This window comes from Stenotrophomonas sp. STEN020, from assembly GCF_056760195.1.
On record NZ_JBRREI010000012.1, the window covers coordinates 57,765 to 82,138 of the forward strand.

At 62.7% G+C, this 24,374-nt stretch carries 18 protein-coding genes; 11 read left to right on the forward strand and 7 right to left on the reverse strand.

All coding sequences use genetic code 11. From position 1 onward, the window contains the following. Window positions 1-112 precede the first annotated feature (112 nt). The 3 genes from ACVOLZ_RS07380 to ACVOLZ_RS07390 all read right to left on the reverse strand — a co-directional run bounded on the left by ACVOLZ_RS07380 (window position 113) and on the right by ACVOLZ_RS07390 (window position 3,734). On the reverse strand, window positions 113-1,237 hold the full coding sequence (locus ACVOLZ_RS07380) for a polyamine ABC transporter substrate-binding protein (protein WP_481515606.1): 1,125 nt from the start codon (window positions 1,235-1,237) through the stop codon (window positions 113-115). Between the two features lie 341 nt (window positions 1,238-1,578). Further along, window positions 1,579-2,973, reverse strand: a complete 1,395-nt coding sequence (locus ACVOLZ_RS07385; RefSeq protein ID WP_481515607.1) for a glutamine synthetase family protein — start codon at window positions 2,971-2,973, stop codon at window positions 1,579-1,581. Continuing rightward, entirely contained in the window at window positions 2,970-3,734 is a 765-nt protein-coding gene (locus ACVOLZ_RS07390; protein ID WP_481515608.1) for a gamma-glutamyl-gamma-aminobutyrate hydrolase family protein, read from the reverse strand. The genes ACVOLZ_RS07385 and ACVOLZ_RS07390 overlap by 4 nt, the downstream gene beginning before the upstream one ends. 168 nt (window positions 3,735-3,902) lie before the next feature. Between ACVOLZ_RS07390 and ACVOLZ_RS07395 the strand changes: the two genes are divergently transcribed. From ACVOLZ_RS07395 to ACVOLZ_RS07405, 3 genes are all read left to right on the forward strand, one after another. Continuing rightward, window positions 3,903-5,195 (forward strand): NAD(P)/FAD-dependent oxidoreductase, encoded by a 1,293-nt coding sequence (locus tag ACVOLZ_RS07395; RefSeq protein WP_481515609.1) that lies wholly within the window; start codon window positions 3,903-3,905, stop codon window positions 5,193-5,195. A 120-nt stretch (window positions 5,196-5,315) separates the two neighbouring features. Then, window positions 5,316-6,644, forward strand: coding sequence for a GGDEF domain-containing response regulator (locus tag ACVOLZ_RS07400; RefSeq protein WP_481515610.1), 1,329 nt, complete (start codon window positions 5,316-5,318; stop codon window positions 6,642-6,644). Between the two features lie 121 nt (window positions 6,645-6,765). Then, on the forward strand, window positions 6,766-7,227 hold the full coding sequence (locus ACVOLZ_RS07405) for a bacteriohemerythrin (RefSeq protein ID WP_481515611.1): 462 nt from the start codon (window positions 6,766-6,768) through the stop codon (window positions 7,225-7,227). 138 nt (window positions 7,228-7,365) lie between these two features. Here ACVOLZ_RS07405 and ACVOLZ_RS07410 read toward each other — a convergent pair whose 3' ends face one another. Beyond that, window positions 7,366-8,664 carry an MFS transporter gene (locus ACVOLZ_RS07410; RefSeq protein ID WP_481515612.1) on the reverse strand — a complete coding sequence of 433 codons (1,299 nt, stop codon included), beginning with the start codon at window positions 8,662-8,664 and terminating at the stop codon, window positions 7,366-7,368. A gap of 484 nt (window positions 8,665-9,148) precedes the next feature. Here ACVOLZ_RS07410 and ACVOLZ_RS07415 point away from each other — a divergent pair, with 484 nt between their 5' ends. The 3 genes from ACVOLZ_RS07415 (at window position 9,149) to ACVOLZ_RS07425 (ending at window position 12,429) form a co-directional block, all read left to right on the forward strand. Continuing rightward, complete coding sequence (locus tag ACVOLZ_RS07415; protein ID WP_481515613.1) at window positions 9,149-9,472, forward strand: hypothetical protein; 324 nt, start codon at window positions 9,149-9,151, stop codon at window positions 9,470-9,472. 134 nt (window positions 9,473-9,606) lie between these two features. After that, window positions 9,607-11,574, forward strand: a complete 1,968-nt coding sequence (locus ACVOLZ_RS07420) for an oleate hydratase (protein WP_481515614.1) — start codon at window positions 9,607-9,609, stop codon at window positions 11,572-11,574. Between the two features lie 414 nt (window positions 11,575-11,988). Next, a complete protein-coding gene (locus ACVOLZ_RS07425) occupies window positions 11,989-12,429 on the forward strand; it encodes a PepSY domain-containing protein (RefSeq protein ID WP_481515615.1) in 441 nt (146 codons plus the stop codon). Window positions 12,430-12,630: 201 nt separating this feature from the next. Here the strand turns inward: ACVOLZ_RS07425 and ACVOLZ_RS07430 are convergent, their stop codons facing one another. Beyond that, a complete protein-coding gene (locus ACVOLZ_RS07430) occupies window positions 12,631-14,133 on the reverse strand; it encodes an aldehyde dehydrogenase (RefSeq protein ID WP_481515616.1) in 1,503 nt (500 codons plus the stop codon). A 155-nt stretch (window positions 14,134-14,288) separates the two neighbouring features. Between ACVOLZ_RS07430 and ACVOLZ_RS07435 the strand changes: the two genes are divergently transcribed. From ACVOLZ_RS07435 to ACVOLZ_RS07450, 4 genes are read left to right on the forward strand one after another with little or no spacing between them, the layout of a single operon-like run. Then, window positions 14,289-15,170 carry a ParB N-terminal domain-containing protein gene (locus ACVOLZ_RS07435; protein ID WP_481515617.1) on the forward strand — a complete coding sequence of 294 codons (882 nt, stop codon included), beginning with the start codon at window positions 14,289-14,291 and terminating at the stop codon, window positions 15,168-15,170. Window positions 15,171-15,221: 51 nt separating this feature from the next. After that, window positions 15,222-15,866, forward strand: coding sequence for a DUF5671 domain-containing protein (locus ACVOLZ_RS07440; protein WP_481515618.1), 645 nt, complete (start codon window positions 15,222-15,224; stop codon window positions 15,864-15,866). Further along, entirely contained in the window at window positions 15,863-16,291 is a 429-nt protein-coding gene (locus ACVOLZ_RS07445; protein WP_481515619.1) for a hypothetical protein, read from the forward strand. The genes ACVOLZ_RS07440 and ACVOLZ_RS07445 overlap by 4 nt, the downstream gene beginning before the upstream one ends. Before the next feature lie 3 nt (window positions 16,292-16,294). Then, window positions 16,295-17,581 (forward strand): DUF445 domain-containing protein, encoded by a 1,287-nt coding sequence (locus tag ACVOLZ_RS07450; protein ID WP_481515620.1) that lies wholly within the window; start codon window positions 16,295-16,297, stop codon window positions 17,579-17,581. Between the two features lie 309 nt (window positions 17,582-17,890). Here the strand turns inward: ACVOLZ_RS07450 and ACVOLZ_RS07455 are convergent, their stop codons facing one another. Together ACVOLZ_RS07455 and ACVOLZ_RS07460 are read right to left on the reverse strand one after the other, a co-directional pair. Then, window positions 17,891-19,192, reverse strand: a complete 1,302-nt coding sequence (locus tag ACVOLZ_RS07455; protein ID WP_481515621.1) for an aminotransferase class V-fold PLP-dependent enzyme — start codon at window positions 19,190-19,192, stop codon at window positions 17,891-17,893. 2 nt (window positions 19,193-19,194) lie between these two features. Next, window positions 19,195-21,582: a TonB-dependent receptor plug domain-containing protein gene (locus ACVOLZ_RS07460; RefSeq protein ID WP_481515622.1), complete on the reverse strand. Its 2,388-nt coding sequence runs from the start codon at window positions 21,580-21,582 to the stop codon at window positions 19,195-19,197. A gap of 525 nt (window positions 21,583-22,107) precedes the next feature. On the opposite strand from ACVOLZ_RS07460, the gene ACVOLZ_RS07465 reads away from it, so the two are divergent. Beyond that, window positions 22,108-24,327, forward strand: a complete 2,220-nt coding sequence (locus tag ACVOLZ_RS07465) for a TonB-dependent siderophore receptor (protein WP_481515623.1) — start codon at window positions 22,108-22,110, stop codon at window positions 24,325-24,327. Window positions 24,328-24,374 lie beyond the last annotated feature (47 nt).

Consider the following 24,374-nt stretch of genomic DNA (forward strand, 5'->3'; position numbering starts at 1 on the left):
CCCGGCCTTGTCTTCCCCACTGGCAACCGACACGCCGCGAACGCCACAAACAACAACGCCTCCCTGCAAGAGGGAGGCGTTGTAAAGATTCAGGCGCTAAACCTGCCGGAAATCAACGACCGGTCTTAACCTCGGTCCACAGACGGGTGTACAGCTTGTCCGTCTCCGGGGTGTTGATCGCATAGGTGAACATCTTGGCAGCCACATCCTCGGCCGGATAGATGGTCTTGTCGTCACGGATGGCCGGATCAACCAGCGAGGTAGCCGACTTCACCGGGTTGGCGTAGTGGGTCACGTTGGTGTTCTTGGCCGCTACCTCCGGCTCCAGCAGGTAGTTGATGAAGGCGTAGGCGTTCTGTGGGTGCTTGGCGTCCTTGGGGATGGCCAGCATGTCGAACCACTGCGGTGCACCTTCCTTCGGGATGGAATACGCCACTTCGACGCCGTTCTTGGCCTCTTCGGCGCGGTCGCGGGCCTGGATGATGTCGCCCGACCAGCCGACCACCAGACAGGTGCTGCCATTGGCCAGCGAACCCACGTACTGCGAGGAGTGGAAGTTCTGCACGTACGGGCGGATCGACTTCAGCAAGTCAGCCGCCTTCTGCAGCACGGCCGGGTCAGCACTGTGCGGATCTTCGCCGAGGTAATGCAGGGCCACCGGGATCATGTCGGCCGGGGTATCCAGCAGGGTCACGCCGCAATCCTTCATCTTGGCGATGTTTTCCGGCTTGAACACCAGGTCCCAGCTGTTGGCGATCTCGGCGCTGCCGCCAAAACGCTCTTTCAGCTTGGCCACGTTGTAGCCGATGCCGGTGCTGCCCATCATGTACGGCACGCCGTACTGGTTGCCCGGGTCCTGGCCGGCGATGCGCTGCATCACTGCCGGGTCGAGGTTGGCCAGGTTCGGGATCTTGCTCTTGTCCAGCGGCAGGAACACACCGGCCTGGATCTGGCGGCCGAAGAAGTTCAGCGTCGGCACCACGATGTCGTAACCACTGTCACCGGTCAGCAACTTGGTCTCGACCATCTCGTCGCTGTCGAACACGTCGTAGGTGACCTTGATGCCGGTCGACTTCTCGAAGTTCGGAATGGTGTCTTCGGCGATGTAGTCCGAATAGTTATAGACATTGAGGACCTTGGCCTCGCCGCCTTCAGCGGGCTTGGCGCCGGGTTCCTTGCCGCCGCAGGCAGCAAGCAGGGAAATGGCGACACCAACGGTCAGAATGCGCAGATTCATGGGTTCTCCAGTGTGATCCGGGAGCGGTATGGGGGACCGGCCAAGCCGGGAGGTGGGCATATTGTCCCATCTGCGGCGGCTTCGTGTGTAGAAGGTGGGTTGCTGGTTGTGGGAGCGGCGTGAGCCGCGAAGCCACTGCCGCAACAGCCGGAGCAAGGCCTACCCCTCCCCAACCCTCCCCTTTGCTGCGCAAAAGGGAGGGAGACAAGCCGTAGGAGCGGCGTGAGCCGCGAAGCTGACATAGGCTCAGCCCCAGAGATACCCGCGACCTGACAGCCTACGAGCTTCGCGGCTTACGCCGCTCCTACAAACCTACGCCACTCCCACAATATCTGTGCCGATCAAACATTCAGCAACAGGAACTCGCGCTCCCAGGAGCTGATCACGCGGAAGAAGGTCTCGTATTCCTTGCGCTTGACCGAAACATAGGCACGGCAGAAACGGCGCCCCAGCAACTCCTGCAGGGCTTCGCAGCCCTCAAGCGCATCCAGTGACTCGCCCAGCGAGCGCGGCAGTTCGTAGCCCAGTTCCTTGGCGTTGCCGCTGATCGGGGTGGTCGGCGTCAGCTTCTCGCGGATGCCCAGCAGGCCGCAGGCCAGCGTAGCCGCCATCGCCAGATAGGGATTGGCGTCGGAGCCGGCAAAGCGACTCTCCACGCGGTTGTTCTCCAGGCTGTCCATCGGCACACGCAGGCCGCAGGTGCGGTTGTCGAAGCCCCACTCCACATTGCTCGGCGATACCTCGCCAAACACCAGCCGGCGATAGGAGTTCACGTTCGGGGCGAAGAAGCCCATCGCCGCCGGCACGTACTTCTGCAGGCCAGCCAGGTAGTTGTCGAAGGTTTCGCTGTACTCGCCTTCGGCGTGGCCGGCGAACACATTGCGGCCATCGGCAATGCGCACCAAACTCTGGTGGATGTGCATGGCGCTGCCGGGTTCGGTCTCCATCGGCTTGGCCAGGAAGGTGGCATAGATGCCGTGGCGCAGCGCCGCCTCGCGCATGGTGCGCTTGAACAGGAATACCTGATCGGCCAGCGACATCGCGTCGGAATGGGTGAAATTAACCTCCAGCTGCGCGGCGCCGGATTCGTGGATCAAGGTGTCCACGTCCAGTTTCATCGTGTCGCAATAGTCGTACATCAAATCGAGGATGGGATCGAATTCATTGACCGCATCGATCGAATACGACTGACGTGCGGTTTCCGGGCGACCGGAGCGGCCAGCAGGCGGCAGCAGCGGGAAATCCGGATCGGTGTTCTTCTGCACCAGGAAGAACTCCACTTCCGGCGCAACCACCGGCTTCAGCCCAAGCTCCTCATACGCAGCCAAGACGCGCCGCAATACATTGCGTGGTGCCAGCTCATGCGGCTGGCCACTCTTGGTGTAGCAGTCGTGGATGATCTGCGCGGTTGGATCGGTAGCCCACGGCACCATGCGCACGGTGTCCGGGTCCGGGCGCAGGATCATGTCCGCGTCGGCCGGCGAGGTCAGCTCGTAGTAATCGTCAGGGTATTCGCCGGTCACCGTGGTGGCGAAGATGCCCTCTGGCAGGCGCGTGCCGTAATCGTGCGAGAACTTGTCGGCCGGGATGATCTTGCCGCGTGCGTTGCCGGTGATATCCGGCACCAGGCATTCGACCTCGGTGATGTGCCGCTCCTTGAGCCAGCGCAGCAGCAGGCTTTCTTCCTGGACGGCGGTGGCGGTTTTACGGCTGCGGGTGCGGGGGCGCGAAGTCATGGGGAACCAACTTGTTTGTGTAACCGATAGCGGCGACAGGCCTCGCCGAAGGCTTGGAAAATGCCCAGATAGAACGGGTTTTCGGTAACCCGCCACTCCGGGTGGAACTGCAGGCAGAGCAGGAACGACGGGCCAGTGCCACGAAACGCTTCGATCAGCCCGTCCGGCGCTCGGGCCTCAACCTGCAGGCCTTCGCCGAGTCTGGCAACACCTTGTCCGTGCACCGAGTTGACCATCACCTCGCCGCTGCCGGCGATGTCGGCCAGCAAACCGCCCGGGCTCAAGTGCAGCGTGTGCGCAGGCCCATATTGCACTTCCAACGATGACGCTGGGTTTTCACGATGATCAGCCAGCCCGGGTACTTCATGTACTTTCGGATGCAGGCTGCCGCCAAAGGCGACATTGACCTCCTGGAAACCACGGCAGATGGCCAGTATCGGCATGCCCAGCGCCAGTGCCTGCGGGATCAGCCCGAACACATTGGCATCGCGCGCCGGATCATGCGGATTACCCGGCCAGCTGTCGCCGCCATCGTAGTGGTGCGGCTCGATATTGCTGGTTGCACCGGTCAGCAGCAGACCATCCAGCGTCGCCAGCCAAGCCTCGGCCGGCAGCGGCGGCTGCAACAACGGCAGCAGCAGTGGCGTGGCCTGCGCGCCGTCAACAACGGCGCGCACATACTTTTCGCCAACAACAAGAAACGGATGGGACCCGATCGGTTTGCTGTCGGTAGGCAAGCCGACCAGCGGCAGACTGGCCATGGGTAAAGCTCATGAGACGTGTCAGCACGCTACCCCTGCCTCGCTGTTTAGGCAACCAAGCGCCATCCAGCATTCAAGTAACGCAGGGCACACTACACATATTCTTCACCGGCATGCGCACGCCGCACACGCCGGGGTCGTTACACTTCCCGCCCCTGATTCGGCCTGATGTCCGTGGACGCCGCTGCATCCGTATATCCCCCGAGCTGGTACGCCGCCAGCCAACCCGAACTTCCGCTACGTGCGCCCCTGCGTGGGCAGGCGCGCGCCGACGTGGCCGTGCTCGGCGCCGGCTATACCGGCCTGACCGCCGCGCTGGCCTTGGCCGAAAAAGGCTACAAGGTCACCGTACTGGAGGCCGAGCGCGTCGGCTGGGGTGCCTCAGGCCGCAATGGCGGCCAGGCCATCGTTGGCTACGGCTGCGAGCAGGACACGCTTGAGGCGCTGGTAGGCGATGCCGATGCACGCCTGCTGTTCGATTTCTCGCGCGATGGCATGCACATGCTCAAGCAGCGCATCGCCGGACACGGCATCGACTGCGACTGGCGCGACGGCCATGCCAGCGTGCCGATCCAGCCGCGCCAGGAACGCGCCCTGCGCAGCGACATCGAGCGCATGGCGCAGCGCTACGACTACCCGCTGGAATGGTGGGATCGGCCGCGCCTGCAGCAGGAACTGGCCAGCGAACGCTATCTGGGCGCGGTCTATGACGCCGCCAGCGGCCATCTGCATCCGCTGGCCTATGCGCAGGGCCTGGCCCAGGCTGCAGAGGCCGCCGGAGTGACCATCCACGAGCAATCGGCGGTCATCCGGCTGGAACGCGGCCCGCAGCCTGCATTGATCACCACTCATGGCCGGGTCGACGCCGACTTCGTCGTATTGGCTGGCAACGCCTGGCTGCAGGACATCGCGCCCGAACTGGAAACCCGGATGATGCCGGTCGGCACCTACATCGGCGCCACCCAGCCGCTGGGCGCCGGTCGTGCCAAGGCGTTGATTCGCAATGACATGGCTGTGGCCGATGTGAACTGGGCATTGGACTACTTCCGGCTCAGCCGCGATCACCGCCTGCTGTTTGGCGGCCAGGCCAATTACTCGGCACTGCCGCCGCCAGGCCTGCGTGCCAGCATGACCCGGCGCATGCGGCGGGTATTCCCGCAGTTGGCTGACGTGGAGATGGAATACGTGTGGGGCGGCTATATCGACATCACCCGCAACCGCGCCCCGCATTGGGGCCGGATCACCCCGAACGTGTACTTCGCGCAGGGTTTTTCCGGCCACGGCGTGGCCAGCACCGGTCTGGCCGGTGAAGTGATTGCCGCCGCCATTGCCGGCCAGGCGCAACGGCTGGATGTATTCGAACGTATCCCGCACGGTGTATTCCCCGGCGGCAAGGTCTTGCGCATGCCGATGCTGGTGGCTGCAATGTCCTGGTACAAGCTGCGGGATCTGTTGTGGTGATGTGAAGCCGGGAGTGACAAATCAGCAGCTGGGATTGGAAACAGCTTGCTTCGCCCGGTCGAGCCCGGTCATTGCCGATTTCCGCTCAAGTTCTTACGCTTGCCGCCGCTACACCTTCCGATGCTCCCATCCCTCGCCACCGTAGCCAGTACGCCACAGGCCGCCTTCGACAGTCCGTCGATCGCGCCCCTGCCCCAGCGCATCCTGCTGGTGGAGAACTCACGCACCTTCACCACGATGCTGCGCGAGGCCATCGAACAACGGCTGGAGCTGCCTGTCAGCGTGGCCTCCAGCCTGGCCGAGGCCGGTGAGCTGCTGGATCGCGAGGATGGCTGGTTCCTGGTCCTGACCGGGCTGGTGCTGGCCGACGGTGACCGCGATCAGGTGGTGCAATACTTCGTCAATCGCGGCCTGCCGACCATCGTGGTCAGCAGCGTCTATGACGAGGACCTGCGCAAGCGCGTGCTGCAGCAGCAGATCATCGATTACGTGTTGAAGAACACGCCAGGCAGCATCGACTATCTGGTCTGGCTGGTGCAGCGCATGGAACGCAACCGCCGCATCGCCGCCTTGGTGGTGGACGACTCACCCTCGGCCCGCGCCTACGCCTCCGCCCTGCTGACCATGTACGGCTACCACGTCATCGAAGCCGACGACGGTCACTCGGCGCTACGCGCGATCGAGGCCGACCCGGCGATTCGTCTGGTCATCGTCGACGAGGAAATGCCCGGCATGCAAGGCGTGGAATTGACCCGACGGCTACGTGCGCTGCGTGCGCGCGACAAGGTGGCGGTGATCGGCATCTCCGGCAATTCGGACCCGTCGCTGATACCGCGCTTCCTCAAGAACGGCGCCAACGATTTCCTGCGCAAACCGTTCTCGCGCGAAGAGTTCTTCTGCCGTGTCTCGCAGAACGTGGACCAGCTGGAACTGATCGGCACATTGCAGGATCTGGCCACGCGTGACTTCCTGACCGGCCTGCCCAACCGCCGCAGCTTCCTCGAGCAGAGCCAGCGCCATCTGGGTGCGGTCAACAACGGCGGCATGGTCGCCGTGGCCATGGTCGACATCGACCACTTCAAGCACATCAATGACAGCCTCGGTCACGAAGCCGGCGACCAGGCCATCCGTGCCGTCGCCTCGGTGCTGCAAGCCAATACCCGCAGTCAGGACATCAGCTCGCGCTTTGGCGGCGAGGAGTTCTGCCTGATGGTCAGCGGCATGGACGCTGCCACCAGTGCCGCCCACTTCGAGAAGGTGCGCCAAGCAGTGGCTGATCTACAACTCCCGTTCGGCGACAACATCCTGAGCATGACGATCAGCATCGGCGTCTGCCGCATGCCACTGCGCAGCGGCAACCTGCATCAGCTGATCACCGAAGCCGACCGTCAGCTGTATCTGGCCAAGGCTGGCGGACGCAACCGCGTCTGCAGCGCCGATACACACTGAAGCCCATCACCCTGATATCTGAATGAAATCGACGCCTCGCTGCAGGCATTGATCCAGATCAACGCGCCTGCCCGACCCGCTCCCTACAGTGCAGCTCAAAGCACACGAGGGAGAAGTGGCGGTGGCACTACTGATTTGGCAGGACGATCTCAATACGGGTGTGGAGGTCATCGACCATCAGCACATGCGCATCGTGGAGATGCTCAACCACCTTCACGTCGCCCAGAAAAGCCTGGAGCAGGTCGCCGTGGCTGAAGTCATCGACGAACTGGTGGACTACACCATGTCGCACTTCGCCTTCGAAGAAGAGCTGATGGAAGAGGCCGGCTACCCGTTCTGCGCCGCGCACAAGCGTGTGCATGAGGTGTTTGGCAAGCGCGTCTCCGAGTACCGCATGCGCTTCCAGTCCGGCGAAGACGTCACCGACGAGCTGCGCAACATGTTGTCACGCTGGCTGTTCAACCATATCCGCGGTGACGACAAGGCCTATGCCGAGCACGTCAAGCGGCACCTCAACCAGTTCGCCAAGGATCATCAGGAAGGCAGCTGGCTGGGACGTACGCTGAAGCGCCTGTTCCGCTGAATCGCTTTGCAGGAACGGCGAGGCTGCAGACATCCCCCCAGATATCCCCTCCCCGCCGTTCCTGCGTTTTTATCGCTGCAGGAACGCCGCAAGGCGCACACGTCGCCGGTCTTGTGTGGGACCGGCAATAGTCGCGACTTACGGCGTCCCTGCGGCACCCTTCCGTTGCCAACGGCTGATGGCCAGCAAGGCCAACGCCGTTGCCACGGCGGTGATGCACAGGTAGCCGCCAACGGCAGCAATGCCGAATTTCCCGGCCAACCAGGTTGCCGCATAGGGTGCGGGCGCAGCGCCCAGAATGCCGGCCAGATTGAACGACAGCGACGCGCCGGTATAGCGCACCTGCACCGGATACAGGCTGGCCAGCATGGTGCCGCAGGGCCCGTAGGTCAGACCCATCAAAAACAGGCCCAGCGACAGGAACAACAGCACCTGCAACGGATGCCCCGCCTGGAACAAGGGCTGGAACAGCAGACCGAACACGAAGATGCCCAGCGTCGCCCACAACATCGCCTTGACCGTGCCATGACGATCGCCATATAGCGCAGCCAGCGGTATGCCGGCAGCGAAGAACAGGATGCCGACCATCTGCAGCAGCAGGAAGTCCTCGCGCGCATAACCCAGAGTCGAGGTGCCATGACCCAGCGTGAACACTGTCATCAGGTAGAACAGCACGAAGGTGGCAAACGCCGCCAAGGTGCCGACAACCACCGCAAAGCCGTGGGATACCAGCACCTCGCGCATCGGCAGGCGTACCCGTTGGCCCTGATCCAACGCCTTCTGGAAATCCGGTGTCTCGCGGATGTTCAAACGCACCCACAGACCGACGATCACCAGCAGCGCACTGGCAATGAACGGCACGCGCCAACCCCAGGCCAGGAAACTGGCGTCGTCCAGAACCCGCCCCAACAGCAGGAAGGTGCCGGCCGACAGCAGGAAGCCCAGCGGCGCACCCAACTGCGGGAACATGCCGTACCAGGCACGCTTGCCCGGTGGCGCATTCTCGGTCGCCAGCAGCACTGCCCCGCCCCATTCGCCGCCCAGCCCCAGCCCTTGCCCGAAACGACACAAGGCCAGCAACAGCGGCGCGACCACCCCGATGTCGTGATAGGTCGGCAACAGGCCGATCGCCACCGTCGACAGGCCCATCGTCAGCAGCGCCGCCACCAGCGTGGCCTTGCGCCCGATCCGGTCACCGTAATGCCCGAACACCGCCGAGCCCACCGGCCGCGCGATGAAGGCTACCGCGAAGGTCGCCAACGACTGCAGCAGCGCGGCGTCATTGCTGCTTTCCGGGAAAAACAGCTTGGGAAACACCAGCACCGCCGCGGTGGCGTAGATGTAGAAGTCAAAAAACTCGATGGTGGTGCCGATCAGGCTGGCCGCCAGTACGCGGCGCGGGGAATTCAGAGGGGCGGAGCTGGCGGCGGTCGACATGGTCGTAACAGAGGAAATAGTGGCCGCAGTCTGCCATGCAGCACCGCAGCGGCCGCCATTTGGTTGCAGCCGACACCGTTGCTTGACGCCGCCGCCGTTATTTCTTTGAGAGCAGGAAACTATTGGCACAGATGGCGGTCACAGCATCGCCCCCCGCATGGATGCATTGCCGATGGCGACCACTTCCGGACGATTCCGACACCCGCTCGCCCACCTGAGCGCCGCCATTACCGTCGTCGCAGTCCATGCAGCCCTCGCGCTATGGCTGCTGCAGCCACGCCAGCCGAGCTCGCCCGACGCGGGACCGCGTACCAGCCTGCGCTGGGTGCCGCGCCCTCCGAGCGCAGCACCCACCCTGCAAACCCCGCGCGCAACTGCGCAAACCACCAGAACGAGGGGTTCAGCAAGATCCCGTTCCCGGCCAGCGACCGATCAGCAACCGCTCCCGACCTCGGCGCAGGCAGCAGCTCCAGCCCCGGCACCGTTGAACCTGACCCTTGCCGAAGGCGCCATTGGTGGCAACCCACTGACCGCCGACAGCTTCGCCCAGCAACCGTTTCGGCGCCTCAACCAAGACCCTGCATTTCGACATGCGCCACGCTACTTCCGCTTGAAGCCGCAGATGAGCCCGAGGCAGATGATCCAGGGCGTGGCGAACTACCTTGGTTTCTGGCCGCCCGGCTACGAAGTCGACCCCTGCAAACTGAGCCGGCGCGACGTCAACTATTTCCAGAACGCAGTGAGCGAGCGCGACCGCGACGCATTGCGCACGGCACTGCTGCAGGAAAGTGCGCGTTGCCGACACTGATCCCTCAATCGTGCCTCACGCACGATCACACCCTGCAGTTCCCCCAATTCACGGATATGTAACCCGTCCAGCCCAATCGCTGTTTAGGCTGGGACGCTTCGTTGTGCACCTCCCCCCACAGACCGGAGAACCTCATGACTGAACCCAACCCACGTTTCGAGCACGAAGCCGACGCCACCGCCCGCTACTGGCACAACACACCCCTCAACACGCTGCCGCCACCGGACATGGTCGGCAACTACCAGCGTTTCAAACCACTGCCGACCGAGGGCATCCAGACGCGCAAGGCGTGGATCGTCGGCGGCGGCATCGCCGGCATGGCAGCGGCGTTCTACCTGATCCGCGACGGCCATATGCCGGGCGAGAACATCACCATCATCGAAGGCGCCGGCATCGAGGGCGGCTCGCTGGATGGCGCCGGTAATGCCGAGGACGGCTACATCGTGCGCGGCGGCCGCGAGATGAACTGGAACTACGACAACCTCTGGGACATGTTCCAGGACGTGCCTGCGCTGGAGCTGCCGGAAGGCTTCAGCGTGCTGGACGAATACCGGCTGGCCAACGATGCCGACCCAAACTGGTCCAAGTCGCGGCTGATGCACAAACAGGGCCAGGTGCTACCCGACTTCACCCGCTTCGGCCTGAGCCGCAAGCAGCAATGGGAAGTGGTGAGCCTGCTGCTCAAGCGCAAGGACCAACTCGATGACCTGACCATCGAGGATCATTTCAGCGAAGGCTTCCTTGCCAGCAATTTCTGGTTCCTGTTCCGCTCCATGTTCGCCTTCGAGAACTGGCACAGCCTGCTGGAGATGAAGCTTTACATGCATCGTTTCCTCGATGCCATAGACGGCTTTGGCGATATGTCGGCCTTGGTCTTCCCAAAGTTCAACCAGTACGACACCTTCGTCACCCCGCTGATCAAGCTGCTACGTGAGAAGGGGGTGCAGGTAAAACTCGGCATGCAGGTGCTGGACATGGACTTCGATGTGCAGGGCGAGCAGCGCACCGTCACCGCCCTGCACACACGCGGCAACGACGGCGAAGGTCGCCTCACCGTCGCCCCGCGTGATCTGGTGATCGCGCTGACCGGCTCGATGACCGAGGACACCGCGTATGGTGATCTGGACACCGTGCCGGTGTTGAAGAAGCGCCACGGCGGTCCGGCCGAAGGCAGCAGCTGGGGCCTGTGGCGAAACCTCGCTACCCAATCGCCGGTATTCGGCAAACCCGACAAGTTCTGCGGCGACATCGATCGCTCGATGTGGGAGTCGGCAACCCTCACCTGCAAGCCATCGCCGCTGGTCGACAAGCTGCGTGAGCTCTCGGTCAACGATCCCACCTCGGGGCGCACCGCTACCGGCGGCATCATCACCTTCACCGATTCCAACTGGGTATTAAGCGTCACCATCAACCGTCAGCCACATTTCCCCGGCCAGCCCAAGGACACGGTGGTGATGTGGGTATACGCGCTGTTGATGGACCAGCCCGGCAACTTCGTCAAGAAGACCATGCCGGAGTGCAACGGGCGCGAGATCGTAGCCGAGCTGTGCCACCACCTGGGCATCGCCGACCAGCTCGACGCCATCGTTCCGCATACCAAGGTGCGCCTGGCGTTGATGCCGTACATCACCGCCCAGTTCATGCCACGCGCAGCGGGTGACCGCCCGCATGTGGTGCCAGCCGGCAGCACCAATCTCGCCCTGGTTGGCCAGTTCGTGGAAACCGCCAACGACGTGGTATTCACGATGGAGAGCTCGGTACGTACCGCACGCATCGCGGTCTATAGCCTGCTCGACCTGCCCAAGCAGGTGCCCGATCTCAGCCCCACCCAGTACGACATCCGCAACCTGCTCAAGGGTGCGCGCGCACTCAACAACGGCGAGCCCTTCATCGGCGAACGCTTGCTGCACAAGTTCCTGGGCGACACCTACTTCGCCCACATCCTGCCACCGCTGCCCAGCAATGAAGGGGAATCCACCCGCCGCGAGCGCTTGGAAGCCGAGCTGGCTGGGCTCAAGGACAAGGGTGGCGCGGTACTGCAGGGCTTTGCGCAGTGGCTGGATCGTTTTGCCGGCCAGCTGCGCAAGCGTGGCGATGACTGACGGCTGATGGAACGTTGCCGGGCACCTGACTACAAACCCAGGTGAGGCCTTGTGGGAGCGGCGTAAGCCGCGAAGCATGCATCACATCAGAAGCAAGTATCGCTGCGATCAGATGGTGTATCGGCTTCGCGACTGACGTCGCTCCTACAAACCTGCAAGCGGGCAGCCTACGGGCGAGGCCCCTTGCCGAGCATGGCTCGGCACTACAGCTGCTTGTTGTTGTGCGCTGGCCCACGCATCCTCCACGAATGGGGTGAACGTTCTGAAAACACTTTTTTACGTTCACGTATACATCGATTAACCGTATCCAGCAGCCGCCGCACTACGCAGCAGCAATTCACGGATCGATACAGGTTGCCGCCGTTAGGGTTGGTTCCGCGCCAGAAGCGCGATGAAACCCCAAGGAGCAGACCAATGAACAACCGACCGCTACGTACTGCCTTGATTGCAGCCGCACTGACATTGGCTGGCAGCGGCATCGCCCAAGCCCAGGCCCAGGATGCATTGACCGCGCCGCAGGTACGCGCGCAGTTGGAAGCGCAGGGCTATACCAACGTCAAAGACGTCAAGTTCGAGGACGGCATGTGGGAAGCCGACGCGACCAGCGCTGATGGCAAGCAGGTTGATGTAAAACTTGATCCACGTAATGGCACCGTCTATCCGGACAAAGCCGTGTCGCAGTTGAGCGAGGCGGATATCCGCGCGCAGCTTTCCAGCGCAGGTTACACAGGCGTCAGCGATGTGAAGCTGGATGACGGCATGTGGAAGGCCAAGGGCAAGACTGCCAGCGGCGAGAAGGTCGAGGTGCGGCTGGATCCGACAACTGGCGCGGTTGTTGCGCAGGAGAAGGACTGACAGCTGCCCCTCCCCTTTGGCACGGCCAAGGGGAGGGAGCAAAACTGCATGCATCGCCCCTCCCCTTTGGCGCAGCCAAGGGGGAGGTTGGGAGGGGGTTGGCTTTTGCTGTTGCTTGTAAGGCTTCAAACGTCAGCGCCGAAGCTCAACAGCCAACCCCTCCCCAGCCCTCCCCTTCGCTACGCGAAAGGGAGGGGGCGGTCAGCCTTCGAGATTTATCCAGGTTGCCTTCATCTCGGTGTACTTGTCGAAGGCATGCAATGACTTGTCGCGACCGTTGCCCGATTGCTTGTAACCACCAAACGGCGCGGTCATGTCGCCGCCATCCCAATAGTTCACCCATACGCTGCCTGCACGCAGGCCGCGTGCAACCCGATGCGCGCGCGAAATATCGCGCGTCCACACGCCAGCCGCCAGGCCGTACTCGGTGTCATTGGCCAGTTGCAAGGCATGTTGCTCTCCATCGAAGGCAATCACCGACAACACCGGGCCGAATATCTCTTCGCGGGCGATGCTTTGTAGCGGGCTGACTTCATCGAATACCGTTGGTTCGATGTAACACCCGCCAGCAACGACTTCTGCACGCTTGCCGCCCAGCAACAGCCGCGCGCCTTCCGAGGTGCCTTTCTCCACATAGCCAAGCACACGCGTGGTCTGCGCCTCATCCACCATCGCGCCCATTGCCGCTTTCGGCTCAAATGGATGCGCAGGCTGCATATGCCGGCCGTGCTCGATTACCTTGGCGACAAACGCATCCTTGATTGAGCGCTCCACCAACAGACGCGAACCTGCCGTGCACACCTCGCCCTGGTTGTAGAAAATGGCGTTGGCCGCCGCCTCTGCTGCCTTGTCCAGATCATGCGCGTCGGCAAACACGATGTTCGGACTCTTGCCACCGCATTCCATGTAGGCGCGCTTCATGTTCGACAAGCCCGCACATTGCAGCAACCGCTTGCCCACCGCAGTGGAGCCGGTGAACACCAAACCGTCCACATCCATATGCAGCGCCAGAGGCTCACCTGCGCCCTTGCCACTGCCGGGCACCACGTTGAAAACACCATCTGGAACGCCGGCATCGCTCACCAGCTCGGCAAAACGCAGAGCGCTCAATGGCGACTTCTCCGAAGGCTTCAGCACCACGGAATTGCCTGCGGCCAGTGCCGGAGCGATCTTCCATGCCGCCATCAGCAGCGGAAAATTCCACGGCACGATGGCGCCGATCACGCCCAGCGGCTCGCGGGTGATCAAGCCCAGTTCGTTGGCGCCGGTCGGGGCGACTTCGCCATAGAGCTTGTCCACTGCTTCGGCGGTCCACTGGATGCAGCGGATCACCCCGCCGACATCCACCTGCCGTGCCTGCGCCACCGGCTTGCCCATGTCCAGCGTTTCCAGCAGGGCGAGCTCATCGGCATGCGCCTCTACCAAGGCCGCCAGCTTCAGCAATACCTGCTTGCGCTTGACCGGCTTCAAGCCTGCCCAATGACCGGCGTTGAAGCTGCGCCGCGCCGCCGCTACCGCATGATCGATGTCAAGCTGACCACCGTCGGCGATCCGCCCAAGCACGCGCCCGTCAATCGGGCTGATGCAGTCGAAGGTAGCGCCCGATACGGCATCCACATACTGGCCGTTTATGAACGCGCGGGTACGCAGCGACAGGCCGTCGGCCAGCACCTGCCATTGTTCGCGGATATGGGGACTGTTCATGGATGGTTTCCTGTGCGCAAGGCCTTGTAGCAGGCGTTCATAGTACGCCGGCCACCGTAGCGCACCGGCACGAACCTGTTATTTTCCGCAAATACAAGGGTTGGCCGTGGCCCTTGCTGGCTTCACAATGCCGCTCCACGTTTCTGGCATCGCTCATGGACATCATCGTCAACGAAGAACTCAAGGCCTATATCGATCCGCTCACGCAGGACGAGCACGACGCGCTGGAGCGCAGTCTGCTGGCCGAGGGCTGCCGCGACGCACTGGTGCTTTGGGGCGATGTACTGATCGACGGCCACAACCGCTACGGCATCTGTTCCAAGCACGGCATCGCCTTCAATACCGTGCAGAACACCCGCTTCAAGTCGATGGACGACGTTCACCTTTGGATGATCGAGCAGCACCTGGGCCGTCGCAGTGTGTCCGATTACCAGCGCGGCGTGCTCGCCCTGCGCAAGCGCGACATTCTGGAGACCCGCCGCCGCAGCGAGCAGGAGCAACTGCGCCGCGAGAGCGAAGGTGAAGCTGCGCCCAGCGCTGCCGCCGACAGCGACAGCCCGCCGTGGGATCCGGCACCCAAGCTGTCCAAGGCCGATCTGGCCCGCGAGGCCAAGCTCAGCCCCAGCCAGGTAACGATGATCGAGAAGATCCACGACCACGCCACCGCCGAAGTGATCGAGGCGATGCGTGTTGGCGCGATCTCGCTCAGCGCGGCAGCCACTGTGGCCAGCCTGCCTGAAGACGAGCAGCGCGCAGCGGCGCGTGGCGGCAAGGACGAGCTGAAGCAGGCGGCAAAACGCGTGCGTGATGCCAAGCGCAAGCCCAAGGCGGCGCGTGACGATGCCGATGACGATGCACAGCCGCTGAGCATGGCCGAAGCCGATGGCCTCGACGGCAGCAGCGACAGCGCCGAGTTGCAGGCCCTGCGCCAACGCGTGACCTCGCTCACCGCCGAGAACCAGGCCCTGCGCATGGAACTGGATGCACTGCGCGCGCGCATGCTGGCCGCACAGGTCGAAGAACCCATCGACGCTTGATTGCGCTGAGCCGGCACCCTAGGCTGCGGTCATCCCTGCAAGGAGCATGTGATGGCCTCGGCCTCTCCCGAACTTGAAACCTTTGTCCGCGACGCCTTGATGCGCGGACACAGCCGCCAGCAGGTCAGCAGCGCATTGCTGGCCGCCGGCTGGAGTGAACAGCAGATCAGCGGCGTCCTTGATGGCTGGGCCGAAGTGGATTTCCCGCTACCGGTGCCACGCCCACGCGCCTCGCTGTCGGCGCGCGAAGCCTTCGCCTATCTGGTGCTGTTCAGCACGCTGTACTTCTTCGCCTGGAACCTGGGCAGCCTGCTGTTCCAGCTGATCCAGTACGCCCTGCCCGATCCGGCGGATCCGGATTGGCAGCTGATGCGACTGAGCGGCGGCATCCGCTGGGCGATCTCGGCGCTGGTGATTGCCTTCCCGGTATTCGTCTTCGCCGCCCATCGCGTAAGCCGCGACGTGGACAAGCATCCAATCAAACGTTTGTCGCCAGTACGCCGTTGGTTGACCTATCTGACCCTGTTCGTGGCGGCCACAGTGTTGATTGGCGACCTCACCGCACTGGTATACAACCTGCTAAGCGGTGACCTCAGCCTGCGCTTCCTGCTCAAGGTACTGGTGGTTGGCGTCATCGCCGGCACCGTGTTCGGTTACTACCTATGGGACCTGCGCCAAGAGGAGGTCGAGTCATGAGCCGTACCGCTTGGGGCACCCGCGTACTTTGGGCAACCGGCATCGTCACTGCAGCAGCAATCGCAGCCGGCGTCTGGGTCATCGATTCTCCATCGCAACAGCGACTCAAGCGGCTGGATGATGCGCGCGTATCGCATTTGCGGACGCTTGAAATAGCAGCCGGCAACTACTGGCGCGAGAACGACGCACTACCGCCCAACATCCTCGCCCTCGCCGCGCAACCCGGCATGATCCTGACCTACAAGGACCCTGCTGGCGGGCCCGATTACCGCTACCGGGCCTTGGATGCCACCCATTACGAGTTGTGCGCGCAATTCGACACCAGCACCGCGGAGGGCCCCCAACGCGGCAATGCAGGGGAGTGGGCGCATCCAGCCGGCAATCATTGCTTCCGCCGCACCGTGAGCAAGAAGGACGTCGAGTAAACCGTGAGCCCACAGGACGATCCGCGCCGCGCGCAACTGCGACGGCTCAAGCTGTACGCCGTGGCGATGCTGCTGGCGATGCTCGCCGGCTTCATCGTCAGCCACGTCAACGGCGAACGCGGCGTGTGGGCCTGGGTTGGCGCCTTCTGTGAGGCGGCTACTGTTGGCGCTCTCGCCGACTGGTTCGCGGTGGTCGCGCTGTTCCGGCGGCCACTGAACCTGCCGATTCCGCATACCGCCATCATTCCGCGCAACAAGGAGCGCATCGCCGACAGCCTGGCGGTGTTTGTCCGCGACCACTTCCTTGAACCGGAAGCACTGCTGGCCAAGCTGAAGGTATTCGACCCGGCTACCCGCCTGGGCGAATGGCTGGCACAACCCGCGCAGGCAAAGATGCTGGCCGGCATGGCGCGTGGCTGGGCGGTGCAGGCATTGGACCTGCTCGATGAAGCGGCCGTGCGCCGTTCCATTCAGGGCTTCGTCGTTGCCCAGTTGCGACAGTGGAACGCAGCAGGAACCGCGGGCGAACTACTCGGCCTGCTTACCGCCGACAACCGCCATCAGCGCGTGCTCGATGAAGGCCTCACCCGCGTCGCCCACTGGCTGGACAACGACAAGGTGCGGCAGCAAGCATCCGCCCTGATCGTACGCTACATCCGCAAAGAGTGGCCGAAGCTGGCCAGCACCGTGGACTGGGTCAAACCCATCGACGAGATCGGCGATTCCTTGGCCGACAGACTGGCGCGCGCCGGCCTGGAAGAGCTGCAGGCGATCCTGTCACAGCCCGAGCATCCGTTGCGCCAGGACTACGCTGCGTGGATCGCCGACTACATCCGCCGTCTACGCGAAGATCCGGCCTTGGCTGCCAAGGTCGATGCATTGAAACAACAGGTGATCGATCACCCGGCAGTGCAGGATTACGTGCAGGGCTTGTGGCAACGTGTGCACGACTACCTGCGTGCGGACCTATCACGTGAAGACTCCGCCCTCGCCGCTCATCTGGAGCGTAGCCTGGGCAAGCTAGGCACCACCATCGGCAACGACCCTGCCCTGCGCGACGCCCTGAACCAGCACATGCTGGCCGGTGCAGAGAAGCTGACAAATCGCCTGCGCAGTGGCGTCACCAGCCATATCGCCCAGACCGTGAAAGCATGGGATGAAAAGAAACTGGTCGAACAACTGGAACTCAGCGTAGGCCGTGACCTGCAATACATCCGCTACAACGGCACCCTGGTAGGCGGCCTGATCGGCCTGCTGCTGCATGCCCTGACCGGCTGGCTGAAGTTCTAACCGCGCTGTTGTAGGAGCGGCGTCAGCCGCGAAGCTGGCACCCCATCAGGCCAGCGCACTTTCCGCGATCCGGATAAGCCAAGCGCATTTCCATATTGCAACCAAAACGGTGATTTGACGGCTCGTGAGCTTCGCGGCTTACGCCGCTCCTACAATAGCCGGCGCTCCTTTTGGGGCAGGCGTCAGCCGCGAAGCCGGCATCCCTTCAACCCGGCGATATTTCTGCAATCCACAAAATCAAGCCGCATCATTCGATTGCGGTTGATCAGTGAAATTGAATACGCGTCAGCTTCGCGGCTTACGCCGCTCCTACAAGCTTCCTGCTACCGCCCGCACTGAATCCACCAAGCGATCAATCTGCGCGGTCGAGGTGAATATCCCCGGCGTCACCCGCACGCACGCGCCCTCCGCCAGACCATCCCGGTGCACGGTGAATACACCGTGCTGCTCCAGCAACTGCCGAGCAATCGCCACATTCTGCTCAAGCGATGTGCGCCCCTGCAGCCGGAACGAAGAAATCGCACTACTAAGCGCTACTTCATCGCTACCCAGCAGCTGCACACCCTGCACTTCACGCACCCCATCGCGCCAACGGTTGCGCAGCAGCAACAGACGCTCGCGCTTGGCCTGCACACCGATGGCGGCATGAAAATCCAAGGCCGCCGGCAAAGCAAGGAAGGCCGCGAAATTGGCCGTACCCGTATGGATACGACTGGCGATACCGCGATCCGGGTCACCCATGTACGGGTCGATATCGGCCACCCGCCCACGCCGCACATACATCGCACCAACGCCTACCGGTGCGCCTATCCACTTGTGCAGATTGATCCCGACAAAGTCAGCCCCCAATTCGCCAACCTGCATGTCCACCTGACCCACCGCATGCGCAGCATCGACGATCACATCCACACCGCGCGCCTTGGCCAACGCCGCAATCTCGGCCACCGGCAGCAGCACGCCGTTGCGATGATTAACCTGCGTCAACAACATCAATTTCAGGCGCGGATATCTGGCCAGCGCATCGGCATAGACCTGCACTGCCGTCGCCGCATCGCAAGGCTCCGGCAGGGCAATCGCCACCGGCTCAGCCCCGCGCCGCTGCTGCAGCCAGCGCATCGCAGTGATGGTGCTGTCGTAGTCGATATCGGCATACAGCACCTGGTCACCCGGCTGCAGCCGGTTGTAACCACCGATCATTGCCTGCAAGGCTTCTGTCGCACCGCGGGTGAGTACCAGCTCGTCTTCGCCCACGCCGAGGAACGATGCCAAGCGCTGTTGCACCAAACGCGCCCGCTTCGGGAACTCGACACGGCCAAACCAGGCATTGCCTTGATTCACTTCAGCGGTGGCCTGTTGATAGGCCTGCAACACCGGCCGCGCCATGGCTCCCCAATAGCCGTTATCCAGCATCACCACCTCATCGGTGAGCTCGTACTGGGCAGCTACTTCCGCCCAGTACGTCTCATCCGTGGCCAACTGCGCGGCAGACCTGCCTGCCGGTGCGCTTGGCAGTGACGCTGTTGGCTTGGCCGAAGCCAACGCCCCGGCAGCGGCGCCCATCAGCGGCAACATCGCCGCCGAGCGCAGGAGACGACGTCGATTGGCATCCATGCTTAGAACTTCAACCGGTATTCGGCATAGACGTTGCGGCCGTCAGTGTCGTACGGTGCGTTGCGCGAATAGATCAGACCGCGGCTGGCCTGGAAGGTCGCTTCATCTGGATAGCGGTTGAATACATTGTCAGCACCGACCCGCAGCGAGTGCATCGCATTGATGCGGTAGCTCACTGCCAGATCGAAGAACTGCATGGCACCGAAGCGCTGGAAGATATCGCCGGTGGCATTGCCCGAGGAATCAGTCCACGCGCCGTAATGGCGCAGCTTGCCAAGTACGCTCCAACTACCGATGTCGTAGTTGGCACTGAATGTGCCCTTCTGCCGCGGCAGACGCTCTTCGAACACCACGCGCTGACTGGCATTGGTCGCCACACCGGTATCGCCCTTGTCGACTTCGGTCTTGTTGTAGTTCCAGCCGACGGTCAGGTTCAAACGACCCGCCCCCAGCTCGGTGGCATAGCTTCCAACCAGATCGATGCCGCGCGTAGTGGTGTCGAAGTCATTGGTGAAGTAGCTCACCGAGGTATAACCCATCGGGTTGGCAACGCCGGCCGGAATCTGGAATGCGGCCGACTGGCTGAAACGATCGGTTACCTTGATGTCGTACAGGTCCACAGAGCCCGAGAAGCCAGCGTCGTTGCGCCAGGTCAAGCCCAGCGATGCGGTGCGTGACTGCTCCGGCTTCAGATCCTTTGCGCCCAACATGCGTGCCAGCGGGTCGCTGGGCGAAAGACGCCCGGAGGTGAACACCTGCAGCGTCACCGTGTCCAGGCCCTGCTGGGTATTGGTGGTGTAAAGCTGGCCAGGTGTCGGCGCGCGGAAGCCGGTGGACACCGAGCCACGCAGGGCGAAGTCCGGGGTGAATTCGAAGCGCGAGGACAGCTTGCCATCCACGGTCTGGCCAAAGCTTGAGAAGTGCTCGTAACGCGTTGCAGCGCCCAAACTCCAACGCGTGGTAACTGGCACTTCCACGTCGACATAGGCGGCGTAGCTGCGCTGGTCCCAACTACCGGCATTGGCCGGACTGAAGCCAGGCGCACCATTGGAGTTGCCCGCCAGTCCCGCGACCGCACCGGGGCCGATTGCATACGACGCCGGGTCACCAGCATCAACGCCATAGGTCTCCTCACGGAACTCGGCACCGAAGGCGACATTCACCGGCGACGCCAGCGCGGCCAAAGGCAGGCTGTAAACGAAGTCGGCGTTGAGGTTGCGCTCTTCCTGGCTCAGGCGACCGAGGTAGAACGAGGTAGGGCTGTCCGGCCCCAACGAGGCATTGATCGAGTTCCCCAGCGTGTACTCGATGCGGTTGCGCCCGAAGCTGCCGCTTACATCCCAGTCCAGATTCTCGCCAATACGACCGCGCACACCGAACAGCAGCTGCAGATCGTCATAGTCGGTGCCGTACTTCGGGCTGAAGCCAGTCGGGTACAGCGTGCGCACATCCCAGCCCGGGAACACCGCCGTGGTGTTGTAGACCGAGGCGGTGCCATCAGGGTTGCGCCAGTTGAAATCACTCAGGCCCTCGCCCTTGCCATACAGGCCGTAGCCGTAGATTTCGGTGGTTTCGCCCAGGTAGTGCTTGAGGTTGAAGCCTACGCGTTTGCTCTCAAGCTCAGGCTGGCCCCAGCGCTGTACCGGGTTTGGCACTTTCAATTCAGGGTGTTTGTTCTGGAAAGCGATTGCATCGGCGCGCTGACGGGTGCGCGAGGTCGCATCGGAATTGTCGTAGTCAGCGAACAAGGACAGGCTGCCAGTGTCGCCCAATGCAATGCCGGTACGTGCGCCGACGTTGCGCGAGGTGCCATCGCCTTCGCTGTACTGCGACACGCCCATGCTCACTTCGGTGCCAACGCTGTCATCAAGAATGATGTTGATCACGCCGGCAATCGCATCGGAGCCGTACTGCGCCGAGGCACCGTCGCGCAGCACTTCGATGCGCTGGATCGCGCTCTTCGGAATCTGCGCAAGATCCGGCCCTTGGGCACCACGTGCGCCCAGCAGAGCCGAGCGATGGAAACGGCGACCATTGACCAACACCAGGGTCTGGTCCGGCGACAAGCCACGCAGTGTGGCTGGCCGCACAAACACCTGTCCGTCGTTCATTGGCATACGCTGCACCACGAACGAGGGCACCAACTGCGCCAACACGTCGGCAAGATCAGAAGACTCGATGCCCTGGATTTCCTCCTGCGAGAACACATCCACCGGCGCCAGCGTATCGAACTGGGTGCGATTGGAACCACGCGTACCAGTGACGATCATCGCGTCGAGGTTGGTCGCCTTTGCTGCTGGCGCTGCCTCCACCTGTTGCGCACGCGCACTGCTAGCCACGCCACCAAATACCACCAATCCAACTGCAATCGACAACGCACAACGCTTCACTGGCTGCTCCGGAATTCGAAAGACTGCTTCAGGCAAGTGCCTGCAGGGAGCTTCGCATTCTCGTAACAACGTGTTGCCCGGCGATGACAAATACAGCGCGTAGCGCTGTGGAATGAAACAAGCGGACGTTCGCCGTTGTTGCTTGCAAACGTCATCAATCGCCAGGTGTCCACAGCACTGGCATGGCGTGACGTGGTGCGTAGCGCTCGCCCCATCCTTACGAAAACGAGAGCGCAGGCCTGCGAAAAGCGGTGACACATCTGCTTGCTTAATTAAATGCGAACAATTATCGTTACCACCTAGGCAGTACGCCCAGCCTCGTGCGACATGGACGTTTCACTCCATCCCGCCACGCCCCGTGTACCCCCGATATCCGAACTGATGCCACGCGCGCCGTAGCCGGCCGCGCCGTGCATGCAGGCCAACTGGCGGGAGCGGTAGTACCCGGGGCATCCACGTATTGTGCGGGCTGCGCCGTGGGCGATTCCTGTGGTTGGCAATCCTTTTGCCCAACAGGAATCCACCATGTCCTCCCGCCCGACCCTGCCGCAGCCTGCACTGCTGGCCGCCGCACTTTCTGTCGCCCTTTGCAGCGCCGCCGCGTGGGCGGAAGAAGCAGCGCCCGCCGCCACCAATCTGGATACGGTGAAGGTCGTCGCCGACGCCGATATCCCTACTTCGTACACGGTCAAGCAGGCAAGCACCGCGACCAAGTTGGATCTGTCGCTGCGGCACACGCCGCAGTCGGTCACTGTGCTTACCCGCCAGCGCCTGGATGACATGGGCCTGTACGCGATGTCCGACGTGATGGGCCAGGTCACCGGCGTGCATGTGGCCGTCACTGATAGCGAACGCATCAACTTCGTCTCGCGTGGCTACACCATCAACAACTTCCAGGTTGATGGCATGCTCAATACGTTCGGCGGCTACATCAAGACCAACAACGACAGCGTCATCTATGACCGCATCGAGGTAGTCCGCGGCGCCACCGGCCTGACCACAGGCGCAGGTGACCCATCGGGCACCATCAACTACGTGCGCAAGCGCCCGACCGACGAGTTCGCGATGAGCGCCAACCTGATGCTCGGCCGCTGGGGCAACCAGCGCCTGGAAGCGGATATCGGCGGCCCGGTCGCATTGGATGGCCGCGTGCGCGCACGCATCGTCGCCGCCAAGCAGCAGAGCGATTCATTCCGCGATGTCTATAAGTTGGACAAGAACGTGTTCTACGGCATCGTCCAGGCTGACCTGAGCGACAGCACCTTGCTTGAAGTCGGCTACGAATACCAATCGCCAGAAACCTCGGGCGTTACGTGGGGCGTGGTGCCGTACTGGGGCGTCAATGGCAAGCCAGCCAACCTGCCGCGCTCGACCAACTTCTCGGCACGCTGGAGCCGTTGGCCTATCGTCGAGAAGACTGCGTTCGCACGACTCGAACAGAGTCTGGGTCACGACTGGGCGATCAAAGCCAGCTACACCCGCTCCAAGCGCGAGACCGAAGGCAATGTCTGGTACGGCGCATCTGGCTACCCGCGTCCTGACGGTACCGGCGTGACCGCCTACATCGGCGCGTTCGGCGAACGTGGTGACATGCAGGTGTTCGACCTCAATGCCGGCGGCCCGTTCAAGCTGTTCGGCCGCGAGCACGAACTGGTGGTCGGCCTCGGCCAGTCGGTGCGCAAGGGCGAAGTCCCAGGTTCGGATTTCGACTACGCCGATGGCTACGACAAGGTTCCGGATTGGCGTAACTGGACCGGCGACGTGGCGCCGCTGCAGGTCAATCGCTACAACTGGCTGTCCTCGCAGGATGAGCTCAAGCAGCGCGCTGCCTATGTTGCTGCACGCCTGCAACTTGCCGATCCACTGATGGCGGTGCTCGGCGCACGCTACGGCAGCTGGGAAACCCGCGAATGGGAGTACGAACGTGACGCTTCCGGAAAACTATTGCGCACCAACCGTGACGGTTACAAGCCGGATGACTCGCTGACTCCCTATGCCGGCCTGATCTATGACTTCAGCAAGTCGTTCAGCGCCTACGCCAGCTACACCGACATCTTCCAGCCGCAGAAATTCCGCGACAAGAACAACCACTACCTGGAGCCTGTAGTCGGCGACATGTGGGAAGCCGGCGTCAAGGCTGAACTCTTCGACGGCCGCATGAATGCCGCTGCTGCTGTGTTCAAGGGCGTCAAGGACAACGTCGCCGAAGTCGATGATTCGGTGCCGGAGAACTCCTTGCCCAATGGCGCCACCGCCCACCGTTCCACCGGCAAGGGCAACAAGGTCAGGGGTTGGGAAGTGGAAGCCCAGGGCAGCATCAGTGAACACTGGAATCTGTCTGCCGGCTACGCGCACACAGTCATCCGCAACAAGGACGGAGTGCGCCAGAACACCACCACGCCAGTCAACACTTTCCGCCTCAACACCAGCTGGCGCCCGGGTGGTGCATGGAGCCGGTTGTCGTTGGGCGGCGGTGCCACCTGGCAGAGCGAGATCTGGCGCATGAGCAACCGCCCCGCGGACGACTACATCACCAGCGGCAAGCGCTACAAATCGCCGATTACCCAGGACGCGGTGGTGCTGCTCAACGCGTTCGCCGGTTACCAGTTCAACGACAACTTCTCCGCGCAGTTGAACATCAACAACCTGCTCGACAAGAAGTACTACAGCAACGTCGGCTTCTATGACGGCGTCAACTGGGGCGAGCCGCGCAACGTGCGCCTGAGCCTGCGCTGGAAGCTGTAATCCCTCCAGGGAAACCACTGCTTCGCAGTGGCGGCCAGGGACGGCCG